Genomic DNA, 19,874 nt, shown 5'->3' with positions numbered 1-19,874 from the left:
ATTATGCCACATGTTGAAGAACAAGATTATAAAAATTTATTAGCGTTTCAAGATAGTAACGAAGCGCTAACAAAAGAGGTTAACCATACCAAAGAACAAAAAAGAAAGGTAACCATTTTAAGTATTATTTTGGCCTGCTTATTTTTTTTAACGCTTGCTACCTTTATATTCTATGTGTTTAGTTACTCTAAAGATTATGTAAAAGTTCAAGAATACCAACAAATAATTGAAACTGATAGTCTAGAGGCTTACAAACAAAAAATTATAAACTTAGAACAAAAATCAACTAGTTTGGAGCAAATGATTGCTAATGTAGAAGTTCAAGAATCTATCAAAGATCAAATAATTTATGCTGTGCAAATAGGAGCTTTTAAAGAAAGAGACTTGAGTTTGTTTTCTTCAAATTTGGTTAATTTTACAGAAATAAGTGAAAGTGGCTATAATAAATATGCTTTAGGTAATTTTAGTACATTACAAGAAGCACAAGACTTTAGAGGAGAATTAGTAAAACTAGGTTTTAAGGACGCTTTTATCGCATCGTTTAAAAACGATAAACGCTTAAAAATAGAAGAAGCTAATTAAAAGTATTCTTAATAGATAACAGTAATAAATTATAACTATGAAAATCACATTTTATGGTCATGCGTGTATAAGCATACAAATTGACGATGTTAATATTCTTGTAGATCCTTTTATTACTGGAAACTCAAAAGCATCACATATAAATATTAACGATATAGAAGCCGATTACATTCTTGTAACACATGCCCATGAAGATCATATTTTAGATGTTGAAGCCATTGCACTTCGTACTAAGGCCGTTATAGTTTCTAATTATGAAATCGCTTCATATTTTGGAGGTTTAGGACTTGAAAACCATCCAATGAATCATGGAGGAACTTGGGGTTTTGATTTTGGGAGCTTAAAATATGTAAATGCTATTCATTCTTCTTCTTTTCCAGATGGTAGTTATGGCGGACAACCAGGAGGCTTTGTAATAGAAGGACAACATAAAAATATTTACATTGCTGGAGATACAGCCTTAACTTTCGATATGAAACTTATTCCACTACAAACCAAACTAGATCTAGCTATTTTACCTATTGGCGATAATTTTACAATGGGAATTGATGATGCTATTATAGCCAGTGATTTTGTGGAGTGTGATAAAATTTTGGGTTATCATTTTGATACTTTTGGTTATATCGAAATTGACCATGACGTTGCTAAACGTAAATTTTTTGATAAGAATAAAGATTTAATGCTTTTAGAAATAGGAGAAAGTATTGCTCTTTAGTTATTTTTAGCATTCTTAGATTCCATCCATTCTTTTCGCAAATCATCGCTTGAAATACCACTTCCATCATGTTTCCAACCAGGTGGTTTAATTAAATATAACACTCTGCTTTTTATAGACTTTTTACCACTAAAGGCGTCTTTAAGCATATAGAACCATTCTGAAAATGCAATTTTAATTGGGTTGTTGGTCTTTATGTTTTCTACCAAACCATAGACTACTTTTTCTTCATCTAATTCCGCTTGAAAAGTACCAAATAATTTATCCCAAATAATAAATATTCCTGCATGGTTTCTATCGAGATAAATAGGATTACTTCCATGGTGTACACGATGATGAGAAGGCGTGTTAAAGAGGGCTTCAAACCATTTGGGTAATTTGTTAATGGTTTCAGTATGTATCCAAAATTGATAGATTAAACTAACTGACATTTGTAAAATTATCATTCCAGGATGAAAACCAAAAAGCGGTAAGGCTAACCAAAAAATAAAAGTATAGAAGCCGCCAGACCAAGTTTGTCTTAAGGCTGTACTTAAATTATATCTTTCTGAAGAATGATGTACTACATGTGAAGCCCAAAACAGTCTGCATTGATGAGATATTCTATGAAACCAATAATAACAAAAATCGTCTGCAAACAGAAGTAAGGTGAAACTCCACCAGGCCATTGGTATAGTAAACAATCTATAATTATTATAGACATATAAAAAGCATATTAGCACTATTGCTTTACTAATAAAGTTTAGCATTACATTAACAATCCCCATAGCAATGGACGTTAAAGCATCTTTAATATCATAAGTTTTATGTTGCTTAAAAATAGCATAAGCTTCTAAAAAAAGGGAGGCAGCAAAAAATGGGATTGCAAATAAAATTAGATTTGGGAATGTACTCATTAGCTATGAAATATTTAATACCAAGTTGGGTTTGTCAACAGGTGATTTTGATAACACTTAATAAAGCAATTTACAACAAAAAATATTTTTATAATTATACAAGCTACTCGTTCCTCGTGTTTTTTTTAGAACTAAAATAAATGGATCTATTCTCTCTGGTTTTATTATTTTGAACTGGCTTTAAATATGTGCTTAGTATTTTGCTTTTAGATGTTGGTTATGTGTTAAATATTGGTTAATTTAATCATTATAAGCGCAAATATAATAGTATTACTATTGTATTTGCGCTTATAACATTTTATAATATGAGTAAAGCTATTGTTTTCGTTTTTATATTGTTTTCTTCGGTTGCATTTTCTCAAGTGGATGAGTCTAAAACGGGTGCTTGGTATATGTATTTTTTTAATCATCAATTTAAAGATAGTGAATTTGGTATTCAAGGCGATATTCAACATCGAAATTGGAATCTGGCAGGAGATTTAGAGCAATTATTAGTAAGAACAGGTTTAACATATGCTCCTAAAGACGCCGATGTTAAGTTTACTTTGGGCTATGCTAATATTACTTCAGGAGTCTTTGGTGATAGTGATGACACTTCTGGAGAAAATAGAATCTACCAAGAAGCATTAATTCCTCAAAAAATATTAGGTCGCGTTTTTTTAACACATCGCTTTAGATATGAACAACGTTTTGTAGAAAATCAAGATTTTAGAACGCGTTACCGTTATAATGTATTCGTTAACATACCAATTAATAAAAAGACTTTGGATGAAAAGGCTATTTATGCAGCTTTTTATAATGAGCTATTTATCAATGGACAAGAACGTATAGGCGACAATAGATCTGTTGAATTGTTCGATAGAAACAGAACATATCTAGGAATAGGTTACATCTTAAAACCATCTATACGTTTTCAATTCGGTTGGATGAATCAAAAGACAGTTAACTGGGGAAAAGGCCAACTTCAATTTAGTGTACACCATAATTTTTAATTAATTAAGTATCATTTTATAAATTCAAAACAATAATCAACATGAAAAATCATTTAAAAAGTTTAGGTTTAGTAGTATTAGTTTTCGGTATGTTTTCTTGTCAAGAAGAGAAAAAGGAAGTTAAAGAAGTTGCTATTGAAACCGCAGAAGTAAAGCAAAATACAATAAAAAGTATTCTTACAGCTCGAGAACAGGCCAACATGACACCAGATGAAATTATTGGGCGTCTAATAAAAGGAAATGAAAACTTTATAAGTAATAACTTAACGCAGCGCGATCATTCAGCACAACGCAGAATGGCAACCATAGGTCAATACCCAAAAGCCATTGTATTATCTTGTGTAGATAGTCGTGTTCCAGTAGAAGATGTTTTCGACCTTGGAATAGGAGATATTTTTGTAGCACGTGTAGCAGGTAATATTGAAAACAGAGATATTGTTGGTTCTATGGAATTTGCAACTGCTGTAGCAGGATCTAAATTAGTGATCGTAATGGGTCATACTCAGTGTGGCGCCGTTAAGCATGCAATAGATAATACAGATGCTAAATCTATGAATATGCTTGCTTTAGACGATTTGCTAAAAGAGATTAAACCATCTATAGATATGACAGAGAAAACAGGAGAAGTGTCTTCTGAAAACACCAAATTCACTAACACTGTTATTAATAATAATGCCTTAAAAACGGTTGAAGATATTAAGAAACAATCTCCTAAGTTAAAACAATTAGAAGCAGCAGGTAAAATAAAAATTGTGGCAGCTGTTTATGATATGGAAACAGGTCGTGTTAATTTTCTATAATATTTAATTAATCTTTAAAATATTTGAGTTAGTCTTTAAATTATTTGTAAGAGTCATTTAAGTTGATGTTTTTTGTAAAAAAAAAGCGTCAACTTTTTATATTTCTGTGTATTTTTGATGTGAAAAATGAAAGCAACTTACCACAAACATATTCTTAATTTTAAACAACCTAGTGGAACTTCGCGAGGTGTTTTAAAAACGAAAGAAACTTGGTTTATTATAATAACTTCGGAAGGAAAAAGAGGTGTTGGAGAATGTGGCATTCTTCGAGGTTTATCTGTAGACGATAGACCAGATTATCAAGCACAACTTAAATACACTTGCGAAAACATAACTAAAGGTTTGGCTTTTCTTTTAGCTAAAAACATAGAGTTCCCAAGTATTCAAATAGGCTTAGAAATGGCTTTTAGATCTTTTAAAACTGAAGATGATTTTGATTTATTTCCATCAAAATTCACGAAAAATGAAGCTACGATTTCAATAAACGGTTTAATTTGGATGGGAACGGAAGCCTTTATGAAGCAACAAATTCAAGATAAAATTGAAGCGGGCTTTAAATGCATCAAACTTAAAATTGGAGCCATAGATTTTGAAACAGAATTAAGTTTACTAAAAGGTATTAGAAAGCATTTCAGCGAAAGCGATATAGAATTACGTGTTGATGCCAATGGCGCTTTTAATCCAGATACTGCATTAGACAAATTAAAACGGTTAAGCGATTTTAAATTGCACTCTATTGAGCAACCAATTAAGCAACACCAATTTGAAGCCATGGCTAATTTGTGTGAGAAATCAACATTACCGATTGCTTTAGACGAAGAACTAATAGGTGTTTTTACAACAGACAAAAAAATAGAATTACTGCAAACTATAAAACCACAATATATAATACTAAAACCCAGTTTTATTGGTGGCTTTTCAGGAACAGATGAGTGGATAACTTTAGCAGAAAAACAAGATATAAATTGGTGGATTACCAGTGCTTTAGAAAGTAATGTAGGCCTTAGTGCCATTGCACAATATACGTATTTAAAACAGAATAAAATGCCTCAAGGATTAGGAACAGGAAGTTTGTTTACTAACAATTTTCAATCGCCTTTACAAGTAAAAAATGGTACCTTGCAATACACTAATAAAAATTGGAATTTTAATTTATAGATTATGAATTATATACAACAGGCTTTTAAGGTTAAGCATGAGTTTTGGAGATATCTGGTTGGTTCTGGAATAATCATTGCTGGAGCCATAATTGGACAAATTCCTTTTACATTTGTGGCACTTTTTAAGGCTGTGGAAGAAGGTGGTTCTGTTTTTTCGATGACAGAACAAGAATTAATGACTGTTTTAGAGCCAAATCTAAATTTATTTCTTTTGTTACTTTCTTTTGCTTTTGCATTATTAGCATTGTTTTTAGTGGTAAAACATCTACATAAACAATCTATAAAGGAGCTAACTACTGCAAGAGAAAAAATAGATTGGAAGCGTATTTGGTTTGCTTTCATTTTTTGGGGAATACTATCATCAGGCTTAGTTTTATTGGATTATTATTTAGCTCCAGAAGGTTATGTTTGGAATTTTGAATTAGAACGTTTTTTAATTTTAGCTTTAATTGCAATCATACTAATACCAATTCAAACGAGTACAGAAGAGTATGTTTTTAGAGGTTATTTAATGCAAGGTCTTGGTACCTTAGCGAAAAACCGATGGTTTCCTTTACTTGTGACTTCTTTTATTTTTGGAGGTTTGCACATTTTTAATCCAGAAGTGGGTAAATTGGGCTATGTCGTTATGGTATATTATATTGGAACGGGTTTGTTTTTAGGTATTATTACACTTATGGATGAAGGTATGGAATTAGCATTAGGGTTTCATGCTGCTAATAATTTATTTGGAGCATTATTAGTCTCAGCAGATTGGACGGTTTTACAAACACATTCTATTTTTAAAGATATTTCAGAACCAGGAGTTGGTTTTACCGATATTGCTTTACCAGTTTTTATTATCTTCCCAATTATCATTTTTATCTTTGCTAAAGTTTATAAATGGACCAATTGGAAAGAAAAACTATTTGGAAAAGTTGTAGAGCCACCAGAAGAAAACTACAAAATAATAGACTAATACATGCCGATTTTCGATACAGTTCATGAGTGTTTTAAGTATCATGGAACACATTATAATTTTAAGACTTTAAAAGCTCTTGCATTACAGTTAATAGAAAGCGAGGCGTCTTATAATAATGATATTGGCGAATTTTTATTACAATGGCAAGACAAAGCTAATACAATAGCACTTAAAACTTCTGGATCTACTGGTATTCCAAAAACAATAATAATTGAAAAACAAGCGATGGTAAATAGTGCTCTTGCAACAGGTGCTCATTTTAACTTACAACCAAGTAATTCCGCACTTTTATGTTTACCAGCGCATTATATAGCAGGAAAAATGATGCTCGTTCGTGCTCTAGTTTTAGGTCTTGAATTGGATAGTATAGAACCAAAATCTAATTTAGAAATAGCTGAAGAAAAGCACTACCATTTTACTGCAATGGTGCCCTTACAACTTGAAAAAAATAGAGGTAAATTAAAGTCAATTAAAACGATTATAGTTGGAGGAGCACAAGTGTCTTCAGCCTTAAAAATTAAATTACAAGATTTAAAAACTACTATTTTTGAGACTTATGGCATGACGGAAACAGTGTCGCATATTGCTGTAAAACAATTAAATAATTTTACATCATTGCGAGTCGGTGCGACGTGGCAATCTGTGGTTAATTACTTCAAAGTCTTACCAAACATAAATATCTCACAAGATAATAGAGACTGTCTTATTATTAATGCACCACAGTTTTCTAAAAATGAAATAATAACTAACGATGTAGTTCAAATGCATTCTAAAAATGAATTTGAATGGTTAGGTCGTTTCGATAACATAATAAATTCTGGAGGCTTAAAAATAAATCCAGAACAAGTAGAAGAACAACTTAAAAAAACGATAAAGGAACGTTTTTTTATAGCTTCAGAAAAAAATGAGACTTTAGGACAACAGTTAATATTAATTGTTGAAGCTGAATTTGTAACACTGAAACCTTCAGATTTTATGACATTAAATAAATTTGAGAAACCAAAAAATATTTATGTAATTTCTAAATTTATTGAAACATCTTCTGGTAAAATTAACAGAAAAGATACCTTGAAATTATTGAAGTAAACTTTAACTATCACTTTAATAATACTAATAGCTTAATAAAAATTAATATTATGAATTTTATAAAACGCGTATTTTCAACAGTTATAGGCATATTTGTTTTTCTATTTATTTGTTTCGGATTTTTAATACTGATTGGTATGCTGGTAGGATCCTCTTCAGATGACACATTAACTGTTAGAAAAAATTCAATTTTAGAACTTAAATTAGATTTCCCAATAAAAGATTATGCAGCACAAACAACCTTTAAGGACTATCCTTTTTTAGATGAAAACGAAAAAAATGGTCTTTTCGATTTAATTTATGCCATAGATTACGCATCAACAGATGAGAATATTAAGGGTGTTTCAATAGATAATAATTTTGTAATGGCAGGAATGTCTCAAACAAAAGCGCTAAGAGACGCACTTTTAAAATTTAAAGAATCAGGAAAATTTATAGTGTCTTATGGAGATGTTTACTCGCAAAAAGATTACTATTTAAACTCAGTTGCAGATACATTATATATAAACCCTGTTGGCATTTTGGAATTTAAAGGCTTATCTACAGAGCGTTTATATTTTAAAGATTTTCAAGAAAAATCGGGTATAAAAATGGAAGTTGTTAGGTTAGGGAAATATAAAAGTGCGGTAGAACCTTATTTGGAAAACGAAATGAGCGAAAATAACCGCGAGCAAATAAGTGCGTATTTAAATGGTATTTGGAGTGAAGTAAAAAAGGAAGTATCGGTAAGTAGAAACATTTCAACAGAACAATTAAATACAATAGCAGACAACTTACTATCTAGAACACCACAACTGGCTTTAAGCTCAGGCTTGATTGATAAAATAGGATATCATGATGAGTATATAAAAGGGATAAAAAGGGCGCTTGGTGTAAGCAATAAAAAAGAGTTAAATACGATCCTAATTGAAGACTATGCCTTGTATGCATCCAATAAAAAGCCATATACTGCAAAAGATAAAATAGCTGTAATTTATACCGAAGGTCAGATTTTTTATGGAGAAGGCGACGAAACATCTGTTGGGCAAGGCGCAGTTAATAGATCCTTAGAAAAAGCACGTAACGATGATAAGATTAAAGCTATAGTTTTACGCGTAAACTCTCCCGGAGGAAGTGCTTTGGCTAGTGAACTTATTTGGAGAGAAATAGAACTCACCAAAAAAGTTAAACCAATAATAGTTTCAATGGGAGACGTTGCTGCTTCTGGTGGCTATTATATTGCGTGTAATGCTAATAGAATATTCGCAGAACCTACAACAATAACAGGTAGTATTGGAGTATTTGGAACTTTACCAAATGTAAAAGGATTGGCAGATAAATGGGGCATTAACGCAGAGCAGGTGGTTACTAATAAAAATGCGGTGGCTTATAGCTTATTTGAACCAATGAACGACAACCAGCGTAATTTTATTAAAGAAAGTATTGCGTCTGTTTACAATTTGTTTACTAATAGAGTAGCACAAGGTCGTAATATGACGCAAGAGGCTGTACATGACATTGCACAAGGTAGAGTTTGGACAGGTGCAGATGCCGTAAATAATGGATTGGTAGACCAGCTAGGTGGTTTAGATGCTGCTTTAGCTTATGCAGCAGAGCTTACAGAAGTAGAAGAGTATAGAATAATTCAATATCCAGTTTTCGATAAAAATTTGAAGGCTATGTTAAAAGGTTTTGGATTAGTGCAATCTAAAGAAGCCCTAATGAAAGAAGAATTAGGAGCAGAAAATTATAAGATTTTACAAGAAATTAAAACAATGACTAAGCAAAAAGGAATTCAACTTATGTTTCCTTTTGCTACAGAAATCAAATAGTTTTTATTGCTTCAGAAGATGACCGAATACTTGGAAAACTTGTTATTATTGATGTTTAAGGTGAAGACATCGATTTAGAGGATTCTGTATGTATAAAGCTAAACTCATTTTCTAAACTAAAATACGTATAGTATGTAAAAGAGTTTGTTTTTAAGTCTCGCGGAAAACTATAAGAGCATAAACTTTAAATAAAATTAATAGAGTAAAAAGTACTTTCACGCATTCAAAAGTATGTTTCACGCATTGAAAAGGTGTGTTTACTCATTATACTTTTATTATATAACAACTAATTATTAGTTTTATATGAACCAAAAAATCAAATATTATGAAAACAGTTTTAAAATTATTTATGACTATTTGCATAGCTTCACAAAGCTTTTCGCAAAACTTAGTGTCTCAAGAAAAGGAGATTATTAGTGGTATTGTATTAGACGAAGATGGAAATCCGTTTCCTCATGTCACCATCAATATTCAAGATACGGCAGACGGAACACAAACTAACTTATTTGGAAATTATTCGTTAAATGTTTCTGTAGGTAAAACCTTAATTTTTAATTTTAATGGCTATGCCAATAAGGAAGTGAAAGTGTTGAACGCAAATACCATTAATATTAATATGAAGAGAACACCAATTAGAGATGGTGATGTAGTTATGCTTGCTATGGGTTTAGAAAAGAAAAAAGATAGAATAGGATATGGTTATAAAGAAGTTAATAATAACCTATTAACACATGCAAATAATCCTAATGCGTTAGTAAGTTTAGATGGGAAAGTAAGCGGCTTAGACGTATTAATGTCTAGTAATGGAAATGTTCCTGCTATAAGGTTAAGAGGTAATAGATCGCTTAGAGGCGATAACAATGCATTAGTAGTAATAGATGGAGCGATTTCAACCTATGCTTTTTTCGAAACTCTAGATCCTTACTTAATAGATACTATAACTGTTTTAAAAGGAGCAAATGGAGCAGCTCTATATGGCAGCCAAGGCAGTAATGGAGTTGTTGTTGTTAAATTAAAAAAAGGGACAGGAAGCGTCAATAATACAAAATTTTATAAGCCAAAAACAGTAAAATATAGAGGTAGTTTAAAAGTAAAAAACACGAATACTAAACCGTCGTACATAAAAGCTTTAAAGCGTCAATCTAGTCCAGAAAAAGCCTATAAGCTATATGAAACTCAAAGAGAAGACTATAAGGACCATAATTCTTATTACGTAGATGTTTACAGTTTTTTCGCTAATGCTAATGATAAAGAGAATAGTAAAAAGGTTTTAAATGATGTTGTAATTTCTAACATAGATAATTATGAAACATTAAAAGGTTTAGCTATGAAACTACAAGCAGATAAAGAGTACGATTTAGCAAGTTCTGTTTATAAGCGATTATTAATACTAAGACCAAGAAACGCACAATCTTATATAGATTTGGCTCAGATTTATAACGAAAAGGGTAAAACACAACGTGCTTTTAACTTATTTACAGATTTACTAGAATTAACCAAAGCGGCATCAAAAATTAATGGTGTTGTTAAAAATGAAGTTAATGCTATGCTTCAAACCTCTAAAAATATTGATGATTCTAAATTAGAATCTTATTATAAGCTAAATAGTACTTTCGATATTAGAATATTGGCAAGTTGGAATAGAGAAAATAGTAATGTTAACTTACAAGTTATAGATCCTTCTTTAGAAATAGCTTCAAAAGACAATCCAAGAACGCGATTAGGTGGAGAGCTTATAAATGTAAACGATGCTTTTGGTCCAGAAGAATATACTATTAGAAATGCTCGCAAAGGTGACTATTTTATTGGATTAAAATATAATGATGCTAATAAATCTAAGGATGAAGCCGTATTTGTTAAACTAATTATTTATAAAAATTTTGGTAAACGAAACCAAAAGAAAGAAGTAAAAATCATTAAATTAGATAAGTCTAATGGAGAAAGCATAGTTGCTAAAATAACGATCTAAAAAAAGAATTATATTTGATTAAAAAGAAACGCGAAAGCGTTTCTTTTTTTTGTTTATGCCAAATGAATTTTGAAATAATTGAATGTAAATTTTAATTATTTTTTCTAGAGGCTATATAGAGAAACATAAGTATATCTGCTATTAGGCGTATGTTTTATATAGAAATTACGCCATCGTTTTGAGGTTTTTTTGTTATTATTAATTTAAAAGTAATGTTCACTCACTAAAAGTACCTGTTCACTCATTCTGTGTTTTATAACATAGACTTTGGTTATAGTTTTACACTAAACTTTTAAAACCAAAGATTATGAAAACAGTATTCATTTTATTTGTTACGCTAATAAGCTTAACATCACTTTCCGCCCAAAATGGTATAGAAACACAATCTGTTTCCTTAGATCATTTAATAACTTTTGTAGCAAATCACTTTCCTTTAAAGGTTCCAGTTAATAATGCAAATACTAATGCAACAGAAGAAACTAAAACGAGGCAAATAAGCTTCATTCTGGAAACTTCTAAAAGCAATTATTCTTCAGAAGATAAAATTATTCTTCAACAAGCATTCAAATTTTTAACGACACGTTTAATTAAAGAGGACAAAATTTCGGTTTTTGTTTATGCTGGACAAAACGGGTTGTTACTCGATCGTGTTTCGGCTAAAGACATAAAAAAAATGTTGTCTGTAATTAGCGATGTGAAATCTAGTATAACAGAAACACATAACGATGGTATTGCTATGGCATATAAACAAGCGCAAGAGCATTTTGACGAAACAGCAGATAATAGTGTTGTTATGGTAAGAAACCCGAATGCAATGATAGATAAGACTGAAACGCCAAAAATTGAAGTAGCAACACTTCAGAAACGAACTACAAAAGGTAAAGGGAATAACGTTGTTTTATTGACAGCCATAACATTATTACCAGAAATAATCTCACTAATAAAAGACTAACATTTTAAATTAATCCGTATCAAACGCGCATGCTAAAAATAGAGCCATTTTAGTTCATGATTAACAGAGAATAACATGTGACAATTAATAATTAATAAATATAAACTTATGAAAAATGTATTAAAATTACTCTTTGTGTGCTTTGCAATAGTGCAAGTACAAGCGCAAGACATACCATCTATAAAAGTTGGCGAAGACAAATTGGGAATTACTTCTTTGGACATTAAAGTAGAAGTCGTAGGGAATATTGCAACCACAACTTACGATATGCTATTCTATAACCCAACAAATACCGTGTTGGAAGGCGAATTAAGTTTCCCGCTTGGCGAAGGTCAAGATGTTTCTAGATTGGCATTAGATGTAAACGGAAAACTTCGAGAAGCCGTAGTTGTAGAAAAGGAGCAAGGTAGAGTTGCTTTCGAAGCTGTTGTAAGACGCGGTGTAGATCCAATATTACTTGAAAAAGGAACAGGTAATAATTATAAAGCGCGTATTTATCCAATTTTTGCTAAAAGGCATAAGCGTATCGTTTTAGCGCATGAACAAGAATTAGTATTGAGTGAGAATGCACATTATTTTCAGTTGCCTTTAGGTTTTAAAAAGAACTTAGACCATTTTAGTTTTACAATGCAAGTGTTCGATCAGAAACTGGCGCCTTCCTTAGATGAAGGCAGTCTGGGAGATTTTAAATTTAATACTATTAATAAAAATTTTTATGCAAAAGTTGTAAAAGAAAACTACACACCAAGTAATGCTTTAACTATTAAAATACCTCAAGAACTTAGTAATAAAACGATTGTTTCAGAAGACTATTTCTATATCTACAAGAAGCTAGATACAGAAAAAAGAGCACGTAAGAAATCGAAAACGATAACCATATTTTGGGATGTTTCTTTATCTATGGAAAACAGAGATTTAGAAAAAGAGATTTCTTTTCTAAACGATTATTTAAAACATTTAGGAGATGTAAAAGTGAAACTAGTAAGCTTTAGTAATACCATTATTAAAGAGAAGGCTTTTAAAATTGAAAATGGAAATTGGACCAATTTAAAAATGGAGCTCGCCAATTCTATTTACGATGGCGGTACATCTTATTCGAATTTATTTAATAGTATCGATACAGACGAAATACTTTTGTTCTCTGATGGTATGCGAAATTTAAGTGCGCTTTCTGCTAAAACAAGTCAGCCATTTTTTGTTATCAATAGTATTATTAAAGGCAATCATGCTAAATTAAATACTATTGCAGAAGCTTCAAACGGAAAATATATCAACTTAAAAAACACTAGTGTTAGCGATGCTATCGACGAAATAATATACCAGTCATTTAAATTTTTGGGAGCTTCAGTAAACAATAAGAGTATAGAATTTTATCCTAATAAACCCACTACAGTTTCTAACGATTTTTCTATTTCGGGTAAAGGTTTCAAAGTAAATGATGTCATTACATTAAATTTCGGATACGGAAACGATAGCACTCAAAAAGAACAAATCACTATTACAAATGATATTGAAAACCAGCTCGTAAAACGTATTTGGGCACAGCAGAAATTAAATATACTTCAGCAAAAAAGTGAAGAAAATAAAGATCAAATTATTACGCACAGTAAAAAGTACAATGTAATAAGTAATCACACATCTTTAATAGTCTTAGAAACCGTTTGGGATTATGTGAAATACAAAATTACTCCACCAAAAGAGTTGTTAGCAGAGTACAATAGTATTATGGAGCGTAATAGAAATACGCAAGTTGTTTCTGGAACTAACATAGAGAATAAGGACTCCGATTTAGAAATTGAAGATGCTGTGGTTTCAAAAGCTAATGCACCCGCAAATAGTAACGGAACTATTTTTGGAACTATTACAGATCAAGATGGTTTGCCGCTTCCAGGCGTTAATGTTCTTTTAAAAGGAACGTCAAATGGAACAACTACAGATTTTGATGGAAATTATACCATTCCAGCTTTAACCGGAAATACTTTGGTGTTTTCTTACGTAGGTAATACTTCTGAAGTTGATGTTACTAATTCTTCAAACATTAGTTTTAGTATTACTGAAAACTCTTTAGATGAAGTTGTAATTACTGCATTAGGAATTAAAAGAAAGAAAGATGAAGTTACAAGTGCTTATCAAATAGTTAAAACCGAAGAATTAACGAAAGCAAACAATCCAAATGTTGTTAATAGTTTATCAGGGAAAGTAAGCGGATTACAAATTACTCAAAATACTAATGGCGTAAATGGTGAAACAAGAATTGTATTACGAGGAAACCGTTCTATTTCTGGAAATAATCAAGCATTAATTGTTATTGATGGTGCAATTTCTAGTACAGAAATACTAAACGCTATAGACCCTAATCAAATTCGTTCTATAAATGTTATAAAAGGAGCAAGTGGATCTGCTTTATATGGTTCGCAAAGCAGTAATGGTGTAATTGTAGTGACTACAACACCAGAATTAAGGTTTAATTCTAATAGCGCGTCTAATAATTCTCCAAAGAAAAGAGTGACCTATAGAGGAAGGCTTAAAATTAAAAACCAAACTAATAATGCTGTTTATATTAAAGAACTATCTAAAGCTCAAAATGTAGAGCAAGCTTATAAAATATATTTAGCACAAAGAGAAAATTACAGTAGTTTTCCTGCTTATTATATTGATGTTTACGATTTCTTTTCGCAATATAAAAATAGCGATTATAGCTTGAGAATATTAACAAATATTGCAGAAATAGATTTCGATAATTACGAGTTGTTACGTGTGTTTGCTTATAAATTAGAAGCTATAAATAATTACAAATTAGCGAGTTTTATTTTCGATCAGGTTTTAAAATTAAGACCAGAAGATTCGCAATCGTATAGAGATTTAGCTTTAGCGTATCAAGAAATTGGAGAAACACAAAAAGCTTTCGATTTATTAAATAAAATAATAAGTGGCGCTGTTTATGAAAATAAAGGACGAAGAAAGTTTCAAGGTATGTAAACCATTACTAAAAATGAAATTAATAAGTTGCTCCAAAATACTTCTAAAGTGAATGATGATTCCCTAGATAGTTATAATAAAATTGAAACAAATTTTGATGTTAGAGTGGTTATAGACTGGAATCACAACGACACAGATATCGATTTACACATTATAGATCCAAATTTCGAGGAATGCTCTTATAAAAACGTAAAAACTCAAATAGGAGGAGAGCTTTCAAAAGACATGACGCAAGGTTTTGGGCCAGAAGAATTTACAATTAGAAACGCAAAAGATGGAGCGTATTTTGTAAAAGTAAATTACTATGGCGATAGATATCAAAAAATTGAAAACCCAACGTTTATGAAAGTTACAGTATTTAGAAATTTTGGTAAGCCAAATGAAACAAAAGAGATTAAAGTTGTTAGGCTATCTAAATCTAAAGACAACCAGATAGTTGCAAAGATTGAGGTTTAAACCTAATGTTTATTAAGTATAGTTTTTAAAAAAGGAACGCAATTGCGTTCCTTTTTTTGTTTTACCTAATGAATGTGTCGTTTCCCTCAACGAAAAGGATTCTTTACTCATTACTTATTTTTTAAAGTGTTGTTTCTCCCTAGTTTTGTTTTAAACTAAAAACTAATAATCATGAAAAAAGTGTTAAAACTGCTTATCGTATTATTTGCAACATTGCAAATTCAAGCACAACAAAAAGAAATTACTGGAACCATATCAGATGGAAGTCATTTACCATTACCAGGAGTGAATGTTCTTGTAAAAGGAACCAGTAATGGAACAACTACAGACTTTAATGGTAACTATGCTATTATGGCTAAAGTAGGAGATGTTATTGTTTATTCTTATGTTGGCAATACCGTTGAGAAAACAGTTGGAGCATTAAATAATATAAGTTTTCCAATAGCTATGAATACACTTGAAGAAGTAGTAGTAACATCTCTGGGAATTAAAAGAAAAAAAGATAATATAACGCACGTTTACCAAAGTGTAAAAGTTAATGGTAATCGGTCCTCAAATTCTTATCGAGGTTATTATAATGCTTCAAAGGAAACCAAAAGAACAAATGTATCTATAAAGAAACTATTAAGGCAAAATAATCCATCGGTTGTAAATTCTTTATCTGGTAAAGTTTCAGGATTAACTATTACCCAGAATAACAATGGCGTAAATGGAGGTACTCGAATTGTTTTAAGAGGAAATCGTTCTATTAAAGGAGGAAATCAAGCTTTAGTCGTTATTGATGGAAAAATTACAACTACAAAAGAATTGAACAAACTAAAGGCGAAAAACATAAAAGCAGTTAATGTTATAAAAGGAGCAGCCGGAAGTGCATTATACGGTTCTCAAGGTAATAATGGTGTTATAGTTGTAGTTACAAAAAGAGGAAACTATAAATTGTCTAAAGAAGTTAAAGCGGCAATACAAAAACAATCATTTATTAGACGTAATAGTCCACAACCGCTTCAAGATACTTATGTGGAAATTATAGAAAACAATTTTGAAATCACTAATACCTCACCACTTTCTACGTTTTCTATAGATGTAGATAAAGCGTCTTATAGTAACGTTAGACGTATGATTAACAATGGACAAACTATTGCTCCTGATGCGATTAAAATAGAAGAAATGGTGAATTATTTCGATTATAATTATCTGCAACCAACAAGTAAACATCCATTCTCTATTAATACGGAATTCGCAAACGCAAATTGTTAAAATTGGGTTACAAGGCAAAACTTTTAAAAATGAATTGCTTCCAGCATCTAATCTTACATTTTTAATTGATGTTTCTGGTTCAATGAGTGCTCAAAATAAATTACCGCTTTTAAAAGAAGCTTTTAAATTATTGGTAAATCAACTTAGAGAACAAGATAAAGTTTCTATTGTAGTTTATGCAGGAGCTGCAGGAGTTGTACTAAAGCCAACTTATGGGAACAATAAAAAAGAGATTTTATATGCCTTAGATAATTTAAAATCTGGTGGTTCTACAGCAGGAGGAGCTGGAATTAATTTAGCTTATAAATTAGCTGAAGAAAATTTTAAAAAAGAAGGAAATAATCGAGTAATCCTGGCTACTGATGGAGACTTTAATGTAGGCGCTTCAAGCGATAGAAGTATGAAGAAATTAATAGAAGAGAAACGTAAATCCGGAGTGTTTTTATCCGTTTTAGGCTTTGGATATGGTAATTATCAAGATTCGAAATTAGAGATTTTAGCAGATAAAGGGAATGGTAATCATGCGTACATAGATACCATGCAAGAAGCACAAAAAGTATTTGGTAAAGAGTTTGGAGGAACACTTTATACTATAGCAAAAGACGTAAAGATCCAGGTTGAGTTTAATCCAAAAAAAGTTCAAGCTTACAGATTAATTGGATATGAAAACAGATTATTAGAAGATAAAGACTTTGTAGATGATACAAAAGATGCTGGAGAATTAGGAAGTGGACATACGGTAACTGCACTTTATGAAGTAATTCCTTTTGGAGTAAAAAGTGATTATTTAAAGGAGGTTTCAGATTTAAAATATACCATAACTGAAGTAAATAATGATTTTTCAGACGAACTACTAACTGTGAAATTTAGATATAAGCAACCTGATGGCTTTAAGAGTATAGAAATGGTTCATATACAAAAAGATGAAATAAAGGAGCCTTCAGAAGATTTGAAATTTGCTTCAGCTGTTGCATTATTCGGGATGAAATTAAGAGAATCTAGTTACTTTAACAATACAACAATTGAAGATGTAATTACTTTAGCTGAAAGTGGGAGAGGAATGGATAAATTAGGCTATAGAGCAGAATTTATTAGACTTATTTCATCGCTAAATCAATAAAAACATAATGAAAATTAGTTTGCTAATCATTATTTTACTGTTTACTTCTATTCATTTAACAGCACAACAAAAAGAAATAACAGGAACACTATTAGATGAAGATCATTTACCGTTACCAGGAGTTAAAATTGAGGTAAATGGATTAGAAACTGATGGTATTTCAGATTTCGATGGAAAATATGCTGTAGTTGCTAAATATAATGATGTCATTACTTTTAGATATATTGATTTTCATATTGAAAAAACAGTGACTTCAAAAAATGAAATGAGTTTTACTTTAATAATCCCTGAAGAATTTCAAAAAGTCATTACTTCTAATTGTGGGTTTAACCGTGGTCGTTTTGCTCCTCAAATTACATACCAATATGCAATAATTAAATTTAGATAATGCTAAAAAAAAGGAACGCAATGCGTTCTTTTTTTTATTCTTCATGAAAAAACATAATTCTAGAATTCTTCTTTTTTAAAACTTCTTTACCTTTCTTATGTTGCGCCATAAAGGTTTTGTAGCTCGTTCCTTTGCAGATACCATAAGAATAATGATATTTTAATAATTCGAAATCAAAATCAGATAAGGTTGAATTTTCATTAAAGCAACCCGAGAAATAATTAGAACATTCCAACATATTATTAAATTTAAAATTACCAAGACTTTGAAAAAAAAGCTTTTTCAGTGCTATAAGTTTTAATTTTTCATTAAAGTTTATGCTTGTTATAATTTTTACGCTTGTCTTGTAGATTTGGCTTTTCTCATTCCAATACATATAGTACTCAGATGCTTTATTGTTTATCATTCGCGATTCATATTCAAAATCACCAGAATTGTAAATAATATAATTAGAATCCTCTACATTTTTTACTACATTAATATTAAGAGAATCGATTTTATTAACTAAAGAATTTGCGAAAACCATAAATTCTTTTTAGTTTTTTAGGGAACGATTTTGAGAAAAAGAGTGAGATGTCATTTTTCCAGTACCTCATTCTTGACTTGTTTTTTAAACTATCATTGTAATACACAAAGGCAACTTTTGTATACGCTTCTAAAAAGGTAGAGTCTTTATATTCGTATGGTACTCCAACACCTTTTGGCTTATAATTCTCCAATACCACTAATGTATCATTATCCTTAAATACAAAATTTAGACTATCCTTTTTTGTTAATGGCTTTTTAAACTTTTGTTTGTAATACTTTAAAGGTATTAGTGCTCTTGAATGGTCTTCTTTATTAGCTTTGTGCTCTTGAGCAAAAGTGAGTATTGAAAAAAACGTAATAAGTATAGTAATTAATAGTCTCATTTGTGTAGTTGTTTCCTTAATTCAATTAGAGTATCAAATTGTCCTAAATTTACTTTAAAATTATATAAATACTGATAATGATATTTGAGCATTATTATATCATAATCAGTAACAAATTCTATTTCACTTGATGGTTTATTATATAATAATGAAACTTTAGGAGCATATTTAGATTCAAAAAAGTTGCCTAATGATCTAAAAAAACCTTTTTTGAGTTTTATTAAAAATGATGCGTCGTTAATTATTGATCTATTTATCTTGTAATGACAAGAAATTAATTTCGAATTTTCGTTAGCATAAAACTTATAGGTCATCTCACTAAAAGTGTCATTAATCATTTCATTTTCAGTTAACTCAGTTTTTTGTTTTTGAGTAAACGCACTCACGTCTATATCTAAAACATCAATAAAATAATTAGCTTTTTCAAAATCATCTGTAAAAGAAAAGCTTAGATTATCTATAGCTGGAATATCTTCAATAAATGCTATGAATTTTAGTTTTATGTTTTTCGGTAAGTCTTCATCCAAAAAAATATAAACTGGACCTATAATTTGAGTGATGTTACGATTTTCGTAACGCCCAAAGGCATGCCATTTATATTTTCTTGTAAAATTAGTATTATCTAACAAAGAAAAATCTTTCAAAAAATTTAATTGCGACGAGTCTATCTCTACTATCGTAGTGTCCAAAGTAATAGTCGTTTTTTTTGGAAACCTTAAAGTTATAGATTTGTTTGAATTTGCAATTCTGTACGATTTCTTCAATTTAATAATGCTTTCTTCTTGAGAAAAAACCTGAATAGAAATAATACAAAAAAATGTAATTATTAGATGCTTCAT

Annotated in this window: 17 protein-coding genes and 1 pseudogene; 14 read left to right on the top strand and 4 right to left on the bottom strand. The window is 30.4% G+C overall.

From position 1 onward, the window contains the following. Positions 1–3 precede the first annotated feature (3 nt). Both RH82_RS17740 and RH82_RS06280 read left to right on the top strand, forming a co-directional pair. Entirely contained in the window at positions 4–582 is a 579-nt protein-coding gene (locus RH82_RS17740; protein WP_052158240.1) for an SPOR domain-containing protein, read from the top strand. Between the two features lie 37 nt (positions 583–619). Continuing rightward, entirely contained in the window at positions 620–1,297 is a 678-nt protein-coding gene (locus RH82_RS06280) for a metal-dependent hydrolase (RefSeq protein ID WP_034059124.1), read from the top strand. Here the strand turns inward: RH82_RS06280 and RH82_RS06275 are convergent. Next, positions 1,294–2,193, bottom strand: a complete 900-nt coding sequence (locus tag RH82_RS06275; RefSeq protein WP_034059122.1) for a sterol desaturase family protein — start codon at positions 2,191–2,193, stop codon at positions 1,294–1,296. The genes RH82_RS06280 and RH82_RS06275 overlap by 4 nt on opposite strands. A gap of 305 nt (positions 2,194–2,498) precedes the next feature. Here RH82_RS06275 and RH82_RS06270 point away from each other — a divergent pair, with 305 nt between their 5' ends. From RH82_RS06270 to RH82_RS06215, 12 genes and pseudogenes are all read left to right on the top strand, one after another. Then, the gene (locus RH82_RS06270) at positions 2,499–3,185 is read left to right on the top strand and encodes a DUF2490 domain-containing protein (RefSeq protein ID WP_034059121.1); all 687 of its coding nucleotides are present in this window, start codon (positions 2,499–2,501) and stop codon (positions 3,183–3,185) included. A 41-nt stretch (positions 3,186–3,226) separates the two neighbouring features. Beyond that, a complete protein-coding gene (locus tag RH82_RS06265) occupies positions 3,227–3,985 on the top strand; it encodes a carbonic anhydrase family protein (protein WP_034059119.1) in 759 nt (252 codons plus the stop codon). A 126-nt stretch (positions 3,986–4,111) separates the two neighbouring features. After that, positions 4,112–5,143, top strand: a complete 1,032-nt coding sequence (locus tag RH82_RS06260; RefSeq protein ID WP_034059118.1) for an o-succinylbenzoate synthase — start codon at positions 4,112–4,114, stop codon at positions 5,141–5,143. 3 nt (positions 5,144–5,146) lie between these two features. After that, entirely contained in the window at positions 5,147–6,103 is a 957-nt protein-coding gene (locus RH82_RS06255) for a CPBP family intramembrane glutamic endopeptidase (protein ID WP_034059116.1), read from the top strand. Positions 6,104–6,106: 3 nt separating this feature from the next. Further along, positions 6,107–7,192 carry an AMP-binding protein gene (locus RH82_RS06250; protein WP_034059114.1) on the top strand — a complete coding sequence of 362 codons (1,086 nt, stop codon included), beginning with the start codon at positions 6,107–6,109 and terminating at the stop codon, positions 7,190–7,192. Between the two features lie 50 nt (positions 7,193–7,242). Continuing rightward, positions 7,243–9,003: a signal peptide peptidase SppA gene (gene sppA, locus RH82_RS06245; RefSeq protein WP_034059113.1), complete on the top strand. Its 1,761-nt coding sequence runs from the start codon at positions 7,243–7,245 to the stop codon at positions 9,001–9,003. A gap of 325 nt (positions 9,004–9,328) precedes the next feature. Further along, entirely contained in the window at positions 9,329–10,972 is a 1,644-nt protein-coding gene (locus RH82_RS06240; protein WP_034059111.1) for a carboxypeptidase-like regulatory domain-containing protein, read from the top strand. Between the two features lie 307 nt (positions 10,973–11,279). Further along, the gene (locus RH82_RS06235) at positions 11,280–11,924 is read left to right on the top strand and encodes a vWA domain-containing protein (RefSeq protein WP_034059109.1); all 645 of its coding nucleotides are present in this window, start codon (positions 11,280–11,282) and stop codon (positions 11,922–11,924) included. 108 nt (positions 11,925–12,032) lie between these two features. Beyond that, positions 12,033–14,903, top strand: a complete 2,871-nt coding sequence (locus RH82_RS17735) for a VIT domain-containing protein (protein WP_081979199.1) — start codon at positions 12,033–12,035, stop codon at positions 14,901–14,903. A gap of 27 nt (positions 14,904–14,930) precedes the next feature. After that, positions 14,931–15,359: a YfaP family protein gene (locus RH82_RS06225; RefSeq protein ID WP_156112430.1), complete on the top strand. Its 429-nt coding sequence runs from the start codon at positions 14,931–14,933 to the stop codon at positions 15,357–15,359. A 171-nt stretch (positions 15,360–15,530) separates the two neighbouring features. Next, positions 15,531–17,736: pseudogene (locus RH82_RS06220) on the top strand (YfbK domain-containing protein). A gap of 7 nt (positions 17,737–17,743) precedes the next feature. Continuing rightward, the gene (locus RH82_RS06215) at positions 17,744–18,124 is read left to right on the top strand and encodes a carboxypeptidase-like regulatory domain-containing protein (RefSeq protein ID WP_034059106.1); all 381 of its coding nucleotides are present in this window, start codon (positions 17,744–17,746) and stop codon (positions 18,122–18,124) included. A 34-nt stretch (positions 18,125–18,158) separates the two neighbouring features. Here RH82_RS06215 and RH82_RS06210 read toward each other — a convergent pair whose 3' ends face one another. Genes RH82_RS06210 through RH82_RS06200 form a run of 3 tightly spaced genes read right to left on the bottom strand, consistent with a single transcriptional unit; the run spans position 18,159 to position 19,874 of the window. Continuing rightward, the gene (locus tag RH82_RS06210) at positions 18,159–18,650 is read right to left on the bottom strand and encodes a hypothetical protein (protein ID WP_034059104.1); all 492 of its coding nucleotides are present in this window, start codon (positions 18,648–18,650) and stop codon (positions 18,159–18,161) included. Next, on the bottom strand, positions 18,625–19,035 hold the full coding sequence (locus RH82_RS06205) for a hypothetical protein (RefSeq protein WP_034059103.1): 411 nt from the start codon (positions 19,033–19,035) through the stop codon (positions 18,625–18,627). The genes RH82_RS06210 and RH82_RS06205 overlap by 26 nt, the downstream gene beginning before the upstream one ends. Further along, the gene (locus RH82_RS06200; RefSeq protein WP_034059102.1) at positions 19,032–19,874 is read right to left on the bottom strand and encodes a hypothetical protein; all 843 of its coding nucleotides are present in this window, start codon (positions 19,872–19,874) and stop codon (positions 19,032–19,034) included. Before RH82_RS06200 ends, RH82_RS06205 begins: the two co-directional genes overlap by 4 nt.

It is taken from the genome of Lacinutrix jangbogonensis (assembly GCF_000797445.1).
GTDB lineage: Bacteria > Bacteroidota > Bacteroidia > Flavobacteriales > Flavobacteriaceae > Lacinutrix > Lacinutrix jangbogonensis.
This window is presented reverse-complemented; position numbering and strand designations above follow the sequence as displayed.

Bases quoted from the DNA above. Each gene is read 5' to 3' on its own strand.
- RH82_RS06200 (WP_034059102.1), bottom strand. From the start codon at position 19,874: ATGAAGCATCTAATAATTACATTTTTTTGTATTATTTCTATTCAGGTT.
- RH82_RS06255 (WP_034059116.1), top strand. From the start codon at position 5,147: ATGAATTATATACAACAGGCTTTTAAGGTTAAGCATGAGTTTTGGAGA.
- RH82_RS06265 (WP_034059119.1), top strand. From the start codon at position 3,227: ATGAAAAATCATTTAAAAAGTTTAGGTTTAGTAGTATTAGTTTTCGGT.
- RH82_RS06235 (WP_034059109.1), top strand. From the start codon at position 11,280: ATGAAAACAGTATTCATTTTATTTGTTACGCTAATAAGCTTAACATCA.
- RH82_RS06250 (WP_034059114.1), top strand. From the start codon at position 6,107: ATGCCGATTTTCGATACAGTTCATGAGTGTTTTAAGTATCATGGAACA.
- RH82_RS06260 (WP_034059118.1), top strand. From the start codon at position 4,112: ATGAAAGCAACTTACCACAAACATATTCTTAATTTTAAACAACCTAGT.
- RH82_RS06240 (WP_034059111.1), top strand. From the start codon at position 9,329: ATGAAAACAGTTTTAAAATTATTTATGACTATTTGCATAGCTTCACAA.
- sppA (WP_034059113.1), top strand. From the start codon at position 7,243: ATGAATTTTATAAAACGCGTATTTTCAACAGTTATAGGCATATTTGTT.
- RH82_RS06215 (WP_034059106.1), top strand. From the start codon at position 17,744: ATGAAAATTAGTTTGCTAATCATTATTTTACTGTTTACTTCTATTCAT.
- RH82_RS17735 (WP_081979199.1), top strand. From the start codon at position 12,033: ATGAAAAATGTATTAAAATTACTCTTTGTGTGCTTTGCAATAGTGCAA.
- RH82_RS06270 (WP_034059121.1), top strand. From the start codon at position 2,499: ATGAGTAAAGCTATTGTTTTCGTTTTTATATTGTTTTCTTCGGTTGCA.
- RH82_RS17740 (WP_052158240.1), top strand. From the start codon at position 4: ATGCCACATGTTGAAGAACAAGATTATAAAAATTTATTAGCGTTTCAA.
- RH82_RS06275 (WP_034059122.1), bottom strand. From the start codon at position 2,193: ATGAGTACATTCCCAAATCTAATTTTATTTGCAATCCCATTTTTTGCT.
- RH82_RS06210 (WP_034059104.1), bottom strand. From the start codon at position 18,650: ATGGTTTTCGCAAATTCTTTAGTTAATAAAATCGATTCTCTTAATATT.
- RH82_RS06280 (WP_034059124.1), top strand. From the start codon at position 620: ATGAAAATCACATTTTATGGTCATGCGTGTATAAGCATACAAATTGAC.
- RH82_RS06205 (WP_034059103.1), bottom strand. From the start codon at position 19,035: ATGAGACTATTAATTACTATACTTATTACGTTTTTTTCAATACTCACT.